At 63.1% G+C, this 17232-nt stretch carries 12 protein-coding genes; 1 reads left to right on the plus strand and 11 read right to left on the minus strand.

The genetic code is table 11. The annotated features are described in order from the left end of the window. Window positions 1–47: 47 nt before the first annotated feature. Window positions 48–482: a DUF5991 domain-containing protein gene (locus ROI90_RS00570; protein ID WP_315996392.1), complete on the minus strand. Its 435-nt coding sequence runs from the start codon at window positions 480–482 to the stop codon at window positions 48–50. 211 nt (window positions 483–693) lie between these two features. Here ROI90_RS00570 and ROI90_RS00575 point away from each other — a divergent pair, with 211 nt between their 5' ends. Further along, window positions 694–1770, plus strand: coding sequence for a hypothetical protein (locus ROI90_RS00575; RefSeq protein WP_315996393.1), 1077 nt, complete (start codon window positions 694–696; stop codon window positions 1768–1770). A 2-nt stretch (window positions 1771–1772) separates the two neighbouring features. On the opposite strand, the gene ROI90_RS00580 is transcribed toward ROI90_RS00575, so the two are convergent. From ROI90_RS00580 to ROI90_RS00625, 10 genes are all read right to left on the minus strand, one after another. Beyond that, complete coding sequence (locus tag ROI90_RS00580; protein ID WP_315996394.1) at window positions 1773–3776, minus strand: OmpA family protein; 2004 nt, start codon at window positions 3774–3776, stop codon at window positions 1773–1775. A 139-nt stretch (window positions 3777–3915) separates the two neighbouring features. Then, complete coding sequence (locus tag ROI90_RS00585) at window positions 3916–5340, minus strand: 3' terminal RNA ribose 2'-O-methyltransferase Hen1 (protein ID WP_315996395.1); 1425 nt, start codon at window positions 5338–5340, stop codon at window positions 3916–3918. 103 nt (window positions 5341–5443) lie between these two features. Further along, window positions 5444–6244 carry a toxin-antitoxin system YwqK family antitoxin gene (locus ROI90_RS00590; RefSeq protein ID WP_315996396.1) on the minus strand — a complete coding sequence of 267 codons (801 nt, stop codon included), beginning with the start codon at window positions 6242–6244 and terminating at the stop codon, window positions 5444–5446. Between the two features lie 187 nt (window positions 6245–6431). Next, complete coding sequence (locus tag ROI90_RS00595) at window positions 6432–8306, minus strand: cytochrome-c peroxidase (RefSeq protein ID WP_315996397.1); 1875 nt, start codon at window positions 8304–8306, stop codon at window positions 6432–6434. A 330-nt stretch (window positions 8307–8636) separates the two neighbouring features. After that, window positions 8637–10112 carry a PhoX family protein gene (locus ROI90_RS00600; RefSeq protein ID WP_315996398.1) on the minus strand — a complete coding sequence of 492 codons (1476 nt, stop codon included), beginning with the start codon at window positions 10110–10112 and terminating at the stop codon, window positions 8637–8639. Window positions 10113–10451: 339 nt separating this feature from the next. Beyond that, entirely contained in the window at window positions 10452–13199 is a 2748-nt protein-coding gene (locus tag ROI90_RS00605) for a choice-of-anchor I family protein (protein ID WP_315996399.1), read from the minus strand. Between the two features lie 59 nt (window positions 13200–13258). After that, a complete protein-coding gene (locus ROI90_RS00610; RefSeq protein WP_315996400.1) occupies window positions 13259–14695 on the minus strand; it encodes a GH1 family beta-glucosidase in 1437 nt (478 codons plus the stop codon). A gap of 208 nt (window positions 14696–14903) precedes the next feature. Then, window positions 14904–15944, minus strand: coding sequence for a glycosyltransferase family protein (locus ROI90_RS00615; RefSeq protein WP_315996401.1), 1041 nt, complete (start codon window positions 15942–15944; stop codon window positions 14904–14906). 26 nt (window positions 15945–15970) lie between these two features. Continuing rightward, entirely contained in the window at window positions 15971–16873 is a 903-nt protein-coding gene (locus tag ROI90_RS00620) for a UDP-2,3-diacylglucosamine diphosphatase (protein WP_315996402.1), read from the minus strand. Next, the gene (locus tag ROI90_RS00625; RefSeq protein ID WP_315996403.1) at window positions 16870–17097 is read right to left on the minus strand and encodes a hypothetical protein; all 228 of its coding nucleotides are present in this window, start codon (window positions 17095–17097) and stop codon (window positions 16870–16872) included. Before ROI90_RS00625 ends, ROI90_RS00620 begins: the two co-directional genes overlap by 4 nt. Between the last annotated feature and the right edge of the window lie 135 nt (window positions 17098–17232).

Raw genomic sequence — 17232 nt, forward strand, 5'->3', positions numbered from 1 at the left:
TGCAGTGGCTTTATACCGCTACATGGCTTCAATCAATCGGCACAGCCTTACTTCCGCACGAAATCCACCTGCCCGTCTTTGTAGGTTTCGGACAGACGCGGCTGGAGCTTGCCCCAATAGGTGCGGGTGGTGCCTCTGGGGTCTTTGCGCAGTCGGAATAGCACGTCGCCGGGCTTGAACTGCTGGTAGTCGTTGCCATCCACTAGCTGCGAGAAGGTAACCCGGACATCCTGGGCGTTGCCGGTGGCCCGTACTTTCAGCTTCATAAATGTTTGCTGACCTTCGATGCTGAGCAGCCCGGTTAGGGCCTCCTTATCCTGAGGTTGCAGCTGTAGCTTCCACATCATACCCATGCTGTAGCCAGCCAGGGCCTTCACGGGTTTTTCCTCGTACTGGTAAGAGCCCACCCAGCTTTGCAGACCCGTAGCGGGGGCCGCAAATGCCAGAGCGGACCAGAACAGGGGACGCAGCAATGTTAGCATGAGCATAGGGCAAAATGGCGAAACACGCCCTTACAACGGAAAGCACACAACCGGGGTTAAGCCAAGCCTGCGCGTACCCGATGCTCCAGACAGCGGATTGCTTAAGCCCGGACCAAAGAGGGAGTTGAAGTGAAAATCGTACGTTTGGTGAAGTAGCTCTACTCCGCATTGCTCCGGCACGCGGACCAATTACACCTACCTCCTATTCACTATGCGTTTTTCACTACCAGCCCTTGCCCTGTGCATACACTGCGTATGGCTTTGCAGTACCAGCCGAGCACAAGCGGCACAGACGGTGGATGAGTTGCCTAGCCTTATTTCCCTTTCTCCTGACTCCGCGACCCGCAACTTATACCAGCGCGCCCGGGTGCACACGGTAGTAAAAGTTCGCCTGAATGAAGAGGGGGCCATCCAAGACACCGTGTCCTACCGGGAGGTAGATAGGGCCGGCCGCTTTCTATGGCTATTCGATTATACGTTTCCGCAGGCCCAGCAGCAGTGGAGCTACGACGAGCAGGGCCATTGTACGGCTCTGGTGCTTCACCCGACTCCGGGCAAGGCTAACACGTATATCCTGGCCTATAATCCCAGGCTTGCCCGTAGCTCACACCAACTACTTAAGCCGCACGGGCAGTTACTTACCATCAGCGAAACTACCCTGCTGAAACAGGCAGATACGTTGCTAAGTGACACTCATATTCTGCGCACTCTTACCGGGGACGCGGTACTGGGTACAGCCACCCACAAGCGGGTGTGGCGCTACAGCCCCCACCCCGATACAGTGCTCTTGCTGCACGCTCAGTATAGCCGCACTGGTAAGCTACTAGCCACAACAGCGTTATACCGCTTGAGCCGCCAGGGCTTCCCGCACGAAAACGGGGAGTTGAACCTCTCCAAAATAGCGCGGTTTGGAAGGCTACCTGCCTCCGCAACTTCGGCAAGCCAGCAGCCCACTTACCGCCAGCTGGTGCAGGCCTTGCGCCACACGCAAGGCCTTATTCCGCGGCAGTGGTGGCGCTATGACGCGCAAAACCGCCTGGTGCAGTATACCAGCCGGCAGCGACTAGGCCAACCCAATCAGTTCTCAAATATTACTACGAACTACGTGTATAACCGCGAGGATCAGTTGATTGGCCGGGAGCACGCCATCGTATCCAGGCACAGCTCAACCCGTACCGCCTACGCCGTTTACTCCTACTTGCCCTCGGGCCTGCTCCTGGGCGAAACCTCGCATATTCATAGCACCCGACCTACTTTTTACCGCTACCTGTACCAGTATTATAATTAGGCTCACCGCCCGCCCGTGATGCGGAACTCCACGCGGCGGTTGAGGCGGCGGGTAGTTTCCTGGTCGTTGGAGGCGCGCGGCTCAGTGCCACCCAGGCCCCGGCCGGTAATCCGCCCGGTGGCAATGCCGTGGCTGACCAGGTAGTCCTTCACCACCGATACGCGCTGTTCACTGAGCACCACGTTTTTCTGGGCGTCGCCCTGGTTATCAGTGTGGCCAAGGAGCTCAATGGTCAGCGGCGGGTTGGCGGTGAGCAGGGCCAGTAAACGATTCAGGTCGGGCACGGACGTGGGTAAGAGAACAGCTTTGCCCTGCTCAAACTGCACGTTATCCAGGCGGAGCGTGGTACCGGTACGCAGGGGCCGTAGCACGATATCCTGGCCCGACTGCCCGACAGGCAGGCCATAGGTGGTATCGATGGGGAAGTAGCCAGCTAGCTGGGCCTGCACTTGATAAAGCTGGCCGGCTTGTCCCGCCAGCAGAAACTCACCGGCTGCCGTGAGGGTGCGGGGCCCAGCGGCCACCCCCGTTCCCTGAAACTGGAGCTGGGCCTGGGGCAGCGGCCGCAGAGTTTCCGCATCGAGCACCCTGCCCAGCCACTCAGCACCAGCGGAGGTAGTAGAAGCGGCCGCAACAGGCGTGTTGGAGAACCGAAACAAACTGCACCCGGCCAAATCAGTGTACACGCCGCGCCGCACCCGCGTGGCTTGGCGGCGCTCTAGGTCTACCTCAAAGATGGATTTGGGGCCAGCCAGCAGTAACCGGCGGCGGCCCGAGTTATCCTGCTCCAGCAACACGTCACTGTAGCCGCCCTGCTCCGGGAGGCCATCCAGGGGGAACAGCCCGGGCGCGGGCCGCTGCGTGCGCATATCCACTTTCAGCAGGGCGCCGTCGGTGCTGTATACTTCGTAGAGCGTGCCGGTTTCATCGAGGCCGAAGTTGGCGTGGGTGCCGGCTTTGGCAAACCCAATGGCCGGGTAATAGGCCGCTTTCCGCAAAGGGTCAGCCGCCCACACCACCACCACCGAATCGGTAGCCGGGCTTGCGCGCACCAGCAAATGGGCGTCGCTGGTCTGGAAATACAAGTCGCCGTGCCGGTCGGTAGCCGCCGAAATCCAGACGTTGCCGGGGCCCTGAGCGGGCAGTTCCCAGCCGGTATACTCGCCCCGGCGCGTGGCGGGGTTGTAGCGGTATATCCGCTCGGGCTGGTCGGTGGGAGATTTGGTGACGGAGTACAGGCAGTTATCAAATCCCTTGGCCAGGGCATACGACTGAAACGGCAGGGCATTGCGGTGCACTTTGGGTGCGGCAGCCAGGCTGGCACTGCCAGCCCACTCATGAATGGTGCGGCAGTCATCTTCCCAGGTGCCGTCGCGGGCCCACAGGGCGGCAATGCCGTACACTTTGTCGTCACAGAGCTGGTCGGCGTAGCGGCGGCTGGGCAAGCCCGGCCCGGCAAAGGCAAACGAAGCCAGCAGCTGCCGGCCCGCTGCCAGATACTGCGCATCCTGCACGGTAGCGGCCCGGTATTCTAGCTGAAGCGCATACCCACCCCGCCACAGCCGCCGGCCCAGCACCCGGGCACGCCCCCCCGGATCGGCACAGGTGTATTCGTAGCGCACCTCCTGAAATGCCCCGGCCTCCTGCTGCTCCAGGCGCACTACCTGGGACTGGGGCAGGGCCGTGAGAGCCTGCCAGAGAGAATCGAGGTGGCCAAGGGCCAGCGGGGGCAGATTGACGCGGTTGGCGGGCAGCGGCTGCACTGTGAAGCGGACAGTTACCGGCGTAGTGGCCCACGCGCTACCAACGTAAAAGCTCACGCCGGGGGCCTCTTCCTCGTGTACCTGCCACCCGTGCGGATACGTGAGCTGGTAGCCAGTGCGCGCGTCAGTAAACGTCTGCCAATCAGCCGGCACCTGCGACCAAGCCAATGGGCCGGCCAGTAGTAGCCAGAACAGCAACGACACAAAACAGAGCCACTGGAGCCGCTCAGCAGTAGGTACCATTCGGCAAAAATACGGAGGCGGCGGGCAACTTCCGCCCCGTTACCAGCGGCGTGCTCCGTCGGTCCCTCGCGTATCAGGGGTCGATTGACAGAATCCGGCCAGCATTGCGGCGGCAGCCTAGCAGGCGCGGGCTGGCCTGCTACACCTCAAACACGGCTAGCTGCGAGGGGGCACCCACCTCCTCGTATTCCAGCCCCAGGGGCTCGATGCGTACCTGGTAGCTGTGGCGCTCGGCCACGCCGGCGGCCCAGGTGGCAAACTGCTCCCGCGTCCACTCGAAGCGGTGGTCAGAATGACGAAACTCGCCGGCCGCCAGGGTTTCGTAGCGCTGGTTATAGTCGGCGTTGGGCGTGGTGACGAGTACCGCCCCAGGGCGGGCGCGGGCGAATATCACCTGCTCGAAGGCAGCCAGCCGACTTTCATCCAGGTGCTCAATAACTTCCACCACGGCGGCGGCATCGTAGCCGGCCAGGCGCGGGTCGTGGTAGAGCAGGGAGCCTTGGGTGAGAGTGAGTCGCTCGCGCTGGCGCGGGGGCATCTCGGCAACGTGCAGGCGCTGCCGGGCCCGCTCCAGCTCCCGCCACGATACGTCCATACCCAGCACGTGCTCCACCTGCGGCAGCTTCAGCAGCCGACGCAGCAGCTTGCCTTCCCCGCAGCCCAAATCCAGCACCCGCTGGGCCCCCAGCCGCCGAATTTCCTCGGCCACGCGGTCCAGGCGCAGGTCGTGCAGGGACTGAGTTTCCAGTTGGGGGTTGCCAGTTGTTAGGTTGACGGGCCCCTGGGGTTCGGGGGATTCTACCGGTTCGTCGTCGGATGCTTCGGCGTCTACGGCTAGCAGGCGTTCCAGCGTGGGGTTCACGAATTCGGCAAAACGCAGGTAGCGGCGCGTGATAAACTCCCGGTCGGGGTGTTGGGGCAGCCAGGCCCCACCCCGGCGCAGTAGCTTTTCGGCTTCCTCCTGCGTTATCCAGTAGTGCTTGTCGCCGCGGTCCAGCACCGGAATAAGCACGTAGAGGTGGCTAAGCAAATCCTGGAGGCGCAGGGCCGGGTGGCGCAGGCGCAAGGTATGGTAGCGGCTGGGGCCCCAGTGGGGCACGGTGGGGTCCAGGGGGTGGGCTTCCAGGCTGATTTCGTAGCCCAGGGGCGCAAACAGACGGTGCAGCTGCTCAGGGCTGGCGGCGGGCAAAGAGGCCACGGTAGCCTCCAGGGGTAGCAACACCTCGGGCAGCTCGGGGCGGTCCTTGCAGGTGCCGTTCAGGGCCGTATTGAAGGTTTTGGCCAGGGCCGTGCTCAGAAAGGACGAGGCCGCGTAGGGCCGGTCATTCACGTATTGTTCCAGGGCAAACCCCTCCCCGGCCGGCCCCCGGTGGTTGCGCACCAGCCCAATGGGGTCAATATCCAGCAGCAGAGCGGCCGTGCAGCGCTCCGCTGTGGCTTCGGGATAAAACACGTGGGCCTGGCCGTAGGCAATATCCACGGACTGCAGACGGGCCGGGTTCTTGTGCAGCAGGTAGCCCAGGTCGGTGGCGGGCTGGTGGGTGGTGGAAATGGTCAGGAGCATGGATACACTAAAGCTGATAGAACACGGCACCGCCGAAAACGCGGGCAGCAGGCAAGATACAGGGTTTGGGTAAGAGCTAGGCCGCAGGCAGTTACGGGAGGGCCTACTTCACGGGAGGAGAAACTGGCGGGCAAAGTGCGCCCAGCACCAGCGCCTCCGCCCTGTCATAATCCTCCGCGTCCATGAAAGGAGGCTGCTCAGCATCGAGCGGCAGTACGTACTCGCCGGGCTCCGCCTCATGGAAAATAGTGCCTTTGCGAAATGTGCCTTTATCAAAGTACTCCACTGAATATGGCTGCCTGCCCTGAATGTAGCGCCGCGTCCATTGGCCGTCGGGCACGCCGTTGCGGATGGCCCCCTCCTGGCGGGTACCGGCTTCGTCCTGCTGCCACTGTCCTGTGCCGTTCACGACGAGTGGCTTCCCATCAACCGCCCAGAACCGCTGCAGCGTGGGCCGCTCGGGCTGCTCAAACCGCACTACCTGCCGGGGCTGCCCCGAGTGGTACCAGTAAGCCCAGTCGCCCACCGGTTTGCCCTCGTGGTAGCGGACCCGGGCGGCCGGCTCCCCATCCGAATAAAACAGCTCGAACACGCCCTGCTTGCGCCCGTGCCGGTAGGCGCCGCTCAACAGCAGCACATTATTGGATAGTTGATAATCCTGCACAACCCCGTGAAACGCGCCAGCACTATCAACGCGGGCGTGCCGACGAATGGCCGCGCAGCCGGGCGGTACCAAAGTGTAGTAGGCATCATAGAAAAAAACCACGCTGTCGCGGGAAAGCGCCCGGTAGCACTGCTGCAGGGTAGCCCGGGCGGGTGGCTGCCGGGCGGCATTGGGAGCCTGCGCCCACCCCTGCCCGCATGAAAACCCCACTGCAGCACACAATATAATTATCTTATTCATAAGGCTTACCGCGTATTATGTAGACGAGTAACTCACTCCGAAAACCCGGCTCAGCAGGAAACCAGCCGAAGCGGCAGAGTAATTTACTCAGCTATAGGCAACGGTTGCAAACGGTCCAAGATAGGTAATGCCCTAGTCTTCAGCCAAAGTAAGCTCCTCAATACCCCCCAGAGCTTCAACTTCAAGCTTACTCCTGCCGGGTTGTATCGGTGAGGGCCAGCAGGAAGGCTTTGAGGGCGCGTTGGTCGGCGGCGGAGAGGTGAAGCTTGTCGGGGGGCAGGGTTTGGTTGGGCACGTTGAGGCCCAGACCGCTGCCCCCGCCTTCATTGTAGAACTCAATAACCTGCTCCAGGGTGCGGTAGGCGCCATTGTGCATGTAGGGCGCGGTAAGGGCCACGTTGCGCACCGTCGGAATCTTGAAGGAATGGCGCAGCTGCGGCAGCTGCACCTGGGCGTAGCGGCCCTGGTCGGCATCGAGGCGGCGGGAGCCGGGTGCGGCTGGCACGCCCAGCACCTCCGATTCGGCCTCAGTGAAGCCGGGCGGTACCGTGCCGTTGAACAGGGGCGCGAAGTGGCAGGTACCGCACTTGCCCGCGCCCATAAACACGTTAAAGCCCCGGATTTCCTCCTTGCTTAACACCTCTTGCTGGCCGCGCATGTGCTGGTCGAAACGGGAATTGAGGCGAATAAGGCTCCGCTCGTAGGCGGCCAGGGCGGTCTGGATTTGCACGGGCGTAATGCGGGGCTCCGCTCCTACTTCACTGCCGGGAAACGCCCGCCGGAACTGGCGCACGTACTCGGGACGGAGCTGGAGGCGGCGGGCGGCGGTTTCCAGGGAGCCGTGCATCTCATTGGGGTTGCCCACCACGTCCACGGCCTGGTTTTCGAGGGTGGTGGAGCGCAAGTCGTAGAACTGCCCGGCCTGCAGGGCGGCGTTGAGGATGGTGGGCGTGTTGCGGCGCACGAGGCCGCCGGGCGTGAGGGTGGCATTTTTGGCGAGGCCATCGGTGAAGGCCTTCTCGGGCTGGTGGCAGCTGGCGCAGGAGCGCCCCCCGGTGCCCGAAAGCACGGGGTCCTGAAACAGCTGGCGGCCCAGGGCTATGCGGGCTTCGGTGCGGTAGTGCTGGGTAGTCGGCGCGTAAAAATCGGGGTTGAAGGCCGCCGAATCGAAGAGCGTGGCCGCATCCGGGCGTAACGCCCGCACCTCCTCAAACGGCCGAATCCCAAGCTGCACCTGGCAGGCCAGCAGCGCCCGGCCCAGCGGATTGGCGTGGTCGGTGATGAAAGCCAGCCGGTCGAAGTTGTTGAAATCCGGGTGCTGGCGGGCGTACTGGGCGGCCCGGGCAAGCTGCCGCTGCGCGGCTCCGTAGGCCTGGCGCACCGAATCGGGGGCGGAGCCGGCGGGCTCGTAGTAAGCCAGCAGTGGCTGCAAGGCCACTAGTGCGGCGGCCGTTTCGGGGAAGATGGCCGTGGGGCTCAGGGGCGTATCGAACCCGGTAATGCCCAACGACACCACCCGGAACACCTGCAGGCGCAGCACATCAAACACGTGCGCATCCGACAGCTCCTGCACCTGCCAGCGGGTGCGGGCATTGCTGATTTCGCGGTGCAGGGCCCGTACTTCCCGCTCCAGCTCGGCGCGGTTGGCGGGGTCGTATTCGGGGTAGAGCAGGGACTCAATCACCTGCAAGCCACTAGGCTCAAAATCCTTGTTTTCGGCCACTTCCACCTCCCCGATGGGCGGGCCGTTGAGCAAGCGGGCCGTACCGGGCATGTAGTACTCGGTAAATGGCTCCACCCGCTTGTACAGCAGCCGGCAGGCCCGGAAGCCGCGCCGCAGTGAGTCCGGGGAAGTGCCGCGCCGGGCCAGGGGCAGCAGCTGTTGCTGCACTTGGGTGGCCAGCCGGTCCAGGTCCTGGGCTACGTGCTGCTGCACGCGCTGGGCGGGCGAGGTCTTGGTGGAAGCGGATTGCGTGCTGGAACAGGCGCCGGCCAAAGCCAGCAAGGTAGCTAGCAGCAGCGGAGCGCACGCACGAAGGGCAACGGAGAGAGACGAAAACATGGGAAAATCGGAAACCAGAAGTGCGGAAACCAGCAGCCCCCCGCTGCATAAGGGCGGAGGGCTGGATAGTGAATAAGGCAATATGATTGACTACTGATGGAACGTCATTCCGAGGGTGGCGAGGAATCTCGCGGGCTGACGTTGCAATGCTACCCGTCATGCTGAGCGAAGCGGAGCGTAGTCGAAGCATCTCTACCGCTTCGTTGGATTACTAGCACAACGTCAGCCCGCGAGATTCCTCGACTACGGCTGCGCCTTCGCTCGGAATGACAGTCTGATGATGAAGACGAGGGGCTCTGCCTTTACTTGGAGTGACGTTCATTTATCCCCTTACCGCTGTACGCCGCGCACGATGACTACCTGGCCGCCCTCCCTGTTCTTATTGCGGGTTTCGCTGGAGCCGTCGGCGTTCAGGTACTTATCGTCCTGCCAGGTGTGGGGGTGCAGGTTGAGCAGGAAGGTGTTGGGCACGCCCACCAGGTCGGAAATATCCTGCATGGCGCCGTACTCCCAGGTGCTCAGGCGCTGGTCGTTGCTCTTGTTGTACTTGGCGTTGAAGGTGGCATCGGTGCGGCGGTGGTTCATTTCCAGCATGGGCTTGAGCTGCTTGCTGCTCATGCCGTACTGCCACACGCGGCCGTCGTGCTTGTTGTTGGCGTAAAACGAGTCCCCGTCTTCCTGGATGTACACGAAGTCGTTGGTCACGCACAGGTTATCGGGGTTCACGATGCTGTTGCCGGGGTCGGTGGCACCATCCACGGTTACTTCCAGCTTGCCCTTCAGCACGTTATCGGCCTGCATAGTAAGCTTGTACACGCGGCCCCACATGGTAAAGCCCGTTACCGGCGTCACCTTATCCGACTGGCTCACGCCGGTAGCGGTGAAGTACACCTCCCGGCCCGCGCCGTTGCCGCCCTTGCGGTAGTCCACGTCTTCCACCCGGGCAAACTGAATAGCATTTTTGGCTACCGACTGCGCCGCAATCTGGGCGCCAGTGGAGGTTTTGGCGTTATCCACTTCCACAAACTCCACGTCATACTGCTGGCCGGCCACCATATTGGTTTCCACGGGGTCAGCGTTGGTGCGCTTGAGCATGTAGAGCTTGCCGTTGTCCAGGTCGCCCACGGTGTTGCTCACGTAGGCAATCAGCTGGCCATTGCCGCCGTCTTCGCCGATGATGATGACCGTTTTGCCGGGGAAGGCGTCTTTAGGCAGGGGCACGGCGTTTTCCATGGAGGCGTGGCCCAGGGCCGGCTTCATGCGGCTGCGGTCCTTCTTGTTCACGGCACCCAGCGGGTCGAGGGCGTGCACCATGCTCTCGCCGTCGGTTTCGCCGGCCGTCAGAAACATCGGGCCGAAACCGTGCTCCTCGGGCGTGGCCAGCGTGGCCGAGCACAGGCGGAAGTTGCCCCCGTCCCCGTCCAGAATGTACTCGCCCTTCACCGGCTTAAAGGTTTTATCCAGGTACACCCGCGACACCGAGAACATGATTTCGTGGTTGTTGAGCAGGATGTAGCCTTCCCCTTTGGGGTTTTTCAGGATGCCCGAGCCATCGGGCTGGGCGCCGAAAATGAAGCCGGGCGACTCCGGCAGCACGTCGTCGGAGCTGATCAGGGGCAGAATTTCCAGGTTCTCAAAGCCGCTGAGCGGCTTCACCAGCGCCGGATTTACCGAGTAGGCTTTCAGCTGCACCTCCGAGGTGGGCGTCGAGTTGTTGGTAGAGTCCGAGTCGTTACAGGCACTCAGCAGAGCCAATAATAACACTGCCGGCAGCTTGGGCGCGAAGGAATAACGGTTGAAATCCATTACGAGAGAGGTTGGTGAAATGATGCCGCAAAGGACTTGCGGGGGCATTATTTTAGTATTACCAGCCCGTTACTGTAGTGCTACTTTCCAGCGTCTCATCAGCTGCTTGTGCTAACAATTGCGTAACCCAGCTCCCTATTATGGTATGCAGTGTAGAGACGCGACACTTCGCGCCTCACCGTCCGCGCCGCTCTGATGCTTATCGTTCACCAACGAGACGCGAAGTGTCGCGTCTCTACACCGTTCAGAAAACCGCTATAGCTCGCTCCTCAACCAAAACCCAAACGCCCCGACCATAACCGGCCGGGGCGTTGTGGGTACCAGAGGAAGCGGCAGCCGTTACTGTACCACCAGCCGGGAGCTGGCCCCATCCTCGGCGCGTAGCACATACACGCCCGGGGCGAGGCCGGTGGTTTCCAGCTGGGTGGCTTTGCGCAGAATGCGTACGGGGCGGCCCAGGGCATCATGCAACGTACCCGACACGGGGCGGCTCAGCTGCACCCGCCCCTGCGTAGGGTTGGGGTAGAGCTGCAACGGAGCAACGGGGTGGGCCGAGGCCGTAGCTGTAACGGGCCCGCGCGTCTGGATTCCGTACACCGAAACTGTGCTGCTGACCTCGTTGGCGAGCAACAACAGCGGCTGGCCGGTGGGGCTGTTGGAACCCGAGATAAACACGATGCCCTCGGGACCCTGGTCGCCGGTGCCGCTGGTGAGGCTGCGGTTGTTCACGTACTGCACCAGTTTGGGCTGGGCGGGATTGTTCACGTTGAACACGGCCACGCCCCCAATGCGCTCCAGGGATACAAAGGCGTACACCGTGTCGCGCACCATGCCGGTGGCTACACCCTCGGGCTCGGGGCCTTTGTCGTCGGAGCGGTTCTTGCGGCTGGGGTTGCCGGTGGTGTTGCTGGCGTTGAAAATGGCTCCGTAGGCAGCGTCGGTGCTGGTGAGGCGCTCCAGCAGGTCGCCGCTGTCGTGCACCAGGGCCCCGGAAGTAGCGTTGAAGATGCTGAAGGAGCGGCCCCCAAAGGCGTAGATTTCGTCGAAATCCCCATCCCCGTCGGTGTCGCCCAGCTTGTTGGTGACGTTGAGGCGGCCCAGAACCTGGGTGTTCTTGAGCAGCGCAGCATTGGGGAAGCGGGTGGCATCCAGCGGGTAGGCCGCGTCGCCGAGGCGCACGGCTTCGGTCAGGGCCGAGTACTCGCGGGCGTCGCCCTCGTTGGCCGTGAGCAGGTAACGCTGCCCGCCCACTTCAAAGGCGGCAATGGCATCGGGCTGGCGCATGCCTTTGATGGGCCAGTTGGCCAGCAGCACGTCCGGGGTCTGGTCGGAGGCATCCAGCGCGAAACCAGCTTGGGCGTGGTCCTGGTAGCCCACCGGCCGCAGGGCGGTAAACTGCTTAGTAGCGAGGTCCAGCGTGGCAATGGCATTGTTTTCCTGGAGCGTGATGTAGGCCAGCTGCGAGTTAGCCGACACGGCCACGTACTCCGGCTCCAGATCCTGGGCCACGGTGCTGGGCGCGGCCGGGGTACCTCCGTACAGCCGGATGCCCTGCTGGCGCAGCGCGGCAGCCTGCCCGTTGTAGCCCGCAAAGCCCGCGGTAGTTACGCTGGCCTGCGTGACGCCGGCCACTTTCCCGCTGAAATCAATTATCGACACCGAGCCCTCGGGGTCCAGGGAGTAGTCCGACTTCGGCTCGCCCTCGTTGGCGGTGAGGATAAGCTTCCCGTTCGGCGAGAAGGTAATCATGTCGGGCATGGCCCCCACCGTTACCTGCTTCAGAAACGTGCCGTTCTGGTCGAAGAATACCACCGAGCCGTTCTGCTGGGGGTCGGTATTTTCGATGGCGCAGGCCACTACCCCCTCGCGCACCGCCACCGAGTTGATGCCGCCGTAGGGCTTGATGTCAATGGACGCCACGGCCACGGGTACGCCCGAAGCGGGTAGACTCAGAATATCCAGCTTGCCGCCCACGGAGTTGGCCACGTACAGGCGCTGGGTGCTGGGGTCGTGGGCCACAATTTCGGCTGAGTTGGTGCCCGCCGCGCCGTTCTGGTAGGAGCCCAGGCGGTTGAGCGTGAGGTTGCGCTCCTGCACCGGGGCGGCGCTTTCATTGTCCTTGATGTACACCAGCACCTCCGTGGCGCCGGCGGCCAGAGTGGCATTGGTGGGGTTCTGGAGCTTCAGGGTAAAATACTCCGCTCCTTCAGCCAAGGCGTCATCCGTAATCGGGACGGTGAGCGTCTGCGCGTTGTTGGCAATAGCCGGGAAGGTCAGCGTTTGGGTAGCGGCATAGGTGAAATCCTGGCCGGCGGTGGCAGTTCCCAGGCCGGGCACCAGGGCCACTTCCACGGTGGTAGCCACGGTAGCCGAGGGGTTGGTAATGCTCACCGGAATACTCACGGTGCCCGCATTTTCATTGACTACCACCGAGGCCGAGGCCAGGCGCAGCTCGGGTACTACTACCGGCGTAGTGGCAGAACGGCCCAGCTCCACCTCGTCCCAGGCCGCCCAGTCGTCGTTGCCGTTCTGCTTGGCCGCCAGGCGCAGGCGCACGTGGGTAGCCGTGGCGGGCACGGCTACGGTTACCGTTTGGTAGGCGCGGGTGTCTTTGCTGAGTTGGATGTAGGTTTTGGTGGCGGGCCAGGTGGTGCCATTGTCAAACACCACTGCGTAGGCTAGGGAATCAGCACTGCTGCCACTATCAAAGCCATTACTGAAAAACCGAAACGACACCTGGTTGGCCGCCGCGCTACCACTTTGAATGGCCACCGGCGCAAAATCCAGGTAGTGCCACGTGGGCTGGTCGTTGGTGACGGGGTTCTGCAAATCCTGCATAGCCCAGAGCAGGGCCCCGGCCGCCGGCACGGCCTGCACCCCGCTGCTGCCGGTAGTGCCCACGCTGGCTACCGGCGCCCAAATGTCCGAGAGGCTGGGGAAGTTGTAGGTGGCCGGGGTAGCCGTGAAGCTCCAGGTGTCGGCGGCGGTGCTTTCGAAACCCTGCCGAAGCGTTTGGGCCAGGGCTTGGCCATTGAGCAGCAGGCCCAGAAACGACAGGCTCGCCCATTTGGGTAAAGGTTGGTGCATTCCAGGAAAGGGTTGGTGAAGGAATTCGCCAAAGCTACCGGGGCACTGTTAGGCCATTTTTACCAGGCAGTTACCGAATCGTGAAGCCCGGGTTGCAAGCCTGCTCCCACTTGCTCCCCCGCCAAAAACCGCCCATACCAGCGGCCCGAATCCTTGATGGTGCGCCGCTGGGTTTCATAATCCACGTGCACCAGCCCAAAGCGCGGCCCGTACCCCTCGGCCCACTCAAAGTTATCGGTGAACGACCAGGCAAAATAGCCCTCCACTGGCACGCCCTCCTGCCGGGCCCGCAGCACCTGCCCAATACAGGCTTGCAGATACGCCTGCCGGGCCGCGTCGGGCACCCGCCCCATCAGGTTGGGGTGGTCGGGAAAGGCGGCGCCGTTTTCGGTAACCAGCAGGCGGGGCGCGTTGGGGTAGGCCGCAAACTGCCGGAGCATGTGGTAGAGGCTTTCGGGATACACTTCCCAGCCCATGTCGGTAAACGGCACGCCCCGGGCCGCAGCGCCCACCAGCCGGGCCCAGAGCAGCGGCACGTAGGGCGCGTGCCGCACCACCTCGCGGGTGTAATTCTGCACGCCGAGGAAGTCGAAGGCGAAGGGTAAGCGGGCTTCGTCGCCGGGCTGGTGGTACCGGTCTAGCCAGCTCAGCACAGGCAAATCGGCCACGGGGTAGCCCAGGCCCAGGGCGGGCTCCACAAAGAGGCGGTTGAGCAGAGCGTCGGCGCGGCGGGTGGCGCGCTCATCCCGGGCCAGGCCAGGGCGGGCAGGCGTTACGTAGGAGCAGGAAAATGTAGTACCGATCTGGGCCGAAGCTGGCAGCGCGGCCCGTAAGGCCCGGCCGCCCTCGGCCTGGGCCAGGGCGGCGTGGTGGGTAGCGGCCAGGAACGCGCCCAGATTGCGCCGCCCCGGTGCGTGTACGCCCAGCAGGTGGCCGGCCCCGGTAAATACCATGGGCTCGTTCAGCACCATCCAGTGCTGCACCCGGTCGCCGAAGCGGGCGGCCAACAGCTCCACGTACTCCGTAAACCAGTCCACTACGCTGCGGTTGGTCCAGCCCCCCAGCTGCTGCAAAGCCGAAGGCAAATCCCAGTGGTAGGCGGTAAGCCAGGGCGTGATGCCCTGCTCCAGCAAGCCATCAATCAGGCGGTCATAAAACCCTATTCCCTTTTGGTTAATACTACCCTTCCCAGTCGGCAAAATTCGCGTCCAGGCTACAGAAAAGCGAAAATCAGCTATACCCATTTGTTTTAACGATTGAATATCCGCGGGCCAGCGGTGGTAGAAGTCGGTGGCTACGTCGGCGGTTTCGCCCCGCTTAATGCGGCCCCGGCGGCGCACGAAATCATCCCAGATGCTGGGGCCTTTTCCATCCCGGTTCCAGGCTCCCTCCGTCTGGTAAGCCGCCGCCGACACGCCCCAGCGGAAGTCCGGCCCAAAGTCAGCTCGGGAAAAAGCAGCGGGGCCGGAAGCCGGATAAAACGCGGGAGGCAGCATGGGGAAGAGTGAAATTGTGAAGGCTGAAGTTGCGAAAGGCAAAGTGTGAAAGTTGGCACTACCAGAACTTCATGCTGAGCATGATGGGTAGTATGACAACGTCAGCACGCGAGATGCTTCGCCTCCGGCTCTGCATGAAGTTCCTACCAATTCCAGAGCAGCTTCGTTCTTTTGATGCCAGAAAATGGCGTTTTCAATTGGCCGCGCTTCACACGCTCAACTTCACAATTTCACCCTTCACAACTTCACCTGTAAAGCCCCTCCCCGCTTCCAGCAGCAGCTTATCCAGCACGGCGGCGGTTTCGTCGGGGTAGTCGACGGGCACGGGGCGGCCGTATTGCAGCCAGTGGTCCAGCACGGCCAGGGACTTATCCTTGAGATTTTTGACTACCGGAATACCCATTTGGGCCAGGGCGGCGGCGTTGCAGGCCTGCTCGTACTGTTGCTTCATGGGCAGCACCAGCAACTTCTTGCCCAGGTACAGCGCCTCGGCGGGCGTTTCAAAACCAGCTCCGCAGAGTACGCCGGCGCTCCGGGCTAGGCTATCGGTAAAGGCCGCCCCGCTCACGGGCCACACCTGCACGTTGCCGTGCTGGGCGGGCTGTGGGCTGTGCTTGCTGAACACCTGCCACTGCACCGTCCGGCTGAGGTAGCGCAGGCGGCGCACCAGGTTTTCTTCGTCGAAAGCGGGCAGATATACCGTGTAGTGGCCGTCGTTGCGGGGCGCCAGCTCCCGCACCTGCCGCCGGATTACGGGCGTGCTGATGTGGGGCTCGTAGCGCTGGAAGTGGAAGCCATAGTGGCGCGTGGCCGGCGCGTAGTGGCGCAGCACCGCCCGGCCCACCGGGTCGAAGGAAGCCGGCTGGGGCGCGTATTCGCTGAGCACGGCCGCCTGGTGGCTCAGGGCCACGCAGGGCACGCCCCGCTGCTGGCAGGCCCAGGCCGAAACCGGCTCAAAGTCGCTTATCACCAAATCGTACTTCTCCACGGGCAGCTGCCGTACTTCCCGCAGAAAGGCCTTGGAGTTCAGCTGCACGAAGGTTTTGACAAAGTTGATGCCCCCCTTCTTGCCGAAAATGAACCCCAGTCCGTGGCAGCGGTAGCGCACCGGAAACGGCAGCGGAATATCGGCGGGCGGCCCACTGACCAGCACATCCACCTGTCCCCGCTGCTGCAGGAGCGGCACCACCTCCAAAGCCCGGCTCAGGTGGCCGTTGCCGGTGCCCTGAATAGCGTACAAAATGCGCATGAAGCGAGAATAACAACGGAGAATGACTACTCCACCCCCATTTCGCGCAGCAACCCGGCCAGCAGTTCGGCCGGGGGCGCATCAGCAGCGGCTTCCGCTTCGTCGGGCTCGGTGGGGTGCGCGGGGGCGGGGTGCTGCATGCGGGGGTCGAGGTGGTAGTGGTAGAGCTGCCAGCCGGCTTCGGCGGTGTATTCCAGGGCCGTGAGGTTTTCCACCCAGTCGCCGGAGTTCAGGTAGCCGACTTCACCCTGGGCAGTAGTCAGGGGCTTGATTTCGGGGCAGTGAATGTGGCCGCAGGCGACGTAGCGGTAACCTTTGTCGGCGGCAATGGCGGCGGCGGTCTGCTCAAAGTCACTCACCAGGCTCACGGCGCTTTTCACCCGGTCCTTCACCGCCTTCGACAAGGCCACCCGAGGCCGCCCCAGCCGTACCAGGCCCCAGTTCACCAGGCGGTTCAGGAGAATCAGCAGGTCGTAGCCGTGGCCGCCCAGGCGGGCCAGCCAGCGCGAGTGGCGCATGGTCACGTCGAACACGTCGCCGTGAAACAGCCAGGTTTTGCCGTGGGGCAGGTCCAGCACCAGCTTGTTGTCGATGCGCAGCGCCCCCAGCCGGGTGCCGGCAAACTTGCGCAGCAGCTCATCGTGGTTGCCGGTGAGGTAGTGGATGCGGGTGCCTTTGGCCGCCAGCCCGGCCAGGTAGCGCACCACCCGCATGTGGGCCGGGGGCCAGTAGTTCTTGCTGAACTGCCAGATGTCCACAATGTCGCCGTTGAGCACCAGGACGCGGGGCCGCACGCTTTTCAGGTAGCGCAGCAGCTCGGGGGCGTGGCAGCCGTAGGTTCCCAGGTGCACATCGGAAATCACGCACACCTCCAGGCGCCGCCGGGCCGGCTTGCGCGGGGGCTTGCTGGCTGTGGGGAAGTCGTTCATAAAGCCGGGCGGGCCGTGAGGCTGGTGCGGGGCCGGGTGCGCCGCCTGGGGCCCAGGGCCATTACCGGGCCCTCCTCATCGGCGGCGTGGCTGAAGTGCCAGGGCAGCCGCACAGCGCCCACGGAGCGGAGGGCGTAGGCCAGCACTAGGGCCAGCTGAAACACGAAATAGGCTGCCGCGCGCCCCAGCCGGCGCAGCAACGAGAGGGCAATGGGAGTCCGCATGCTTTCTACCCGGTTGATCCACTGCAAAAGTCGGTGGGGCAGATGATGTCGGTATTAACGCCGAGTTACGGTTTCATCACGTTTGGCTGGTTGAGGTACTGCCCCAGCGGGCAGAAGGCGTAGCGGGTATGCTCA

Source organism: Hymenobacter endophyticus, assembly GCF_032464715.1.
In the GTDB taxonomy this organism is placed as follows: domain Bacteria; phylum Bacteroidota; class Bacteroidia; order Cytophagales; family Hymenobacteraceae; genus Hymenobacter; species Hymenobacter endophyticus.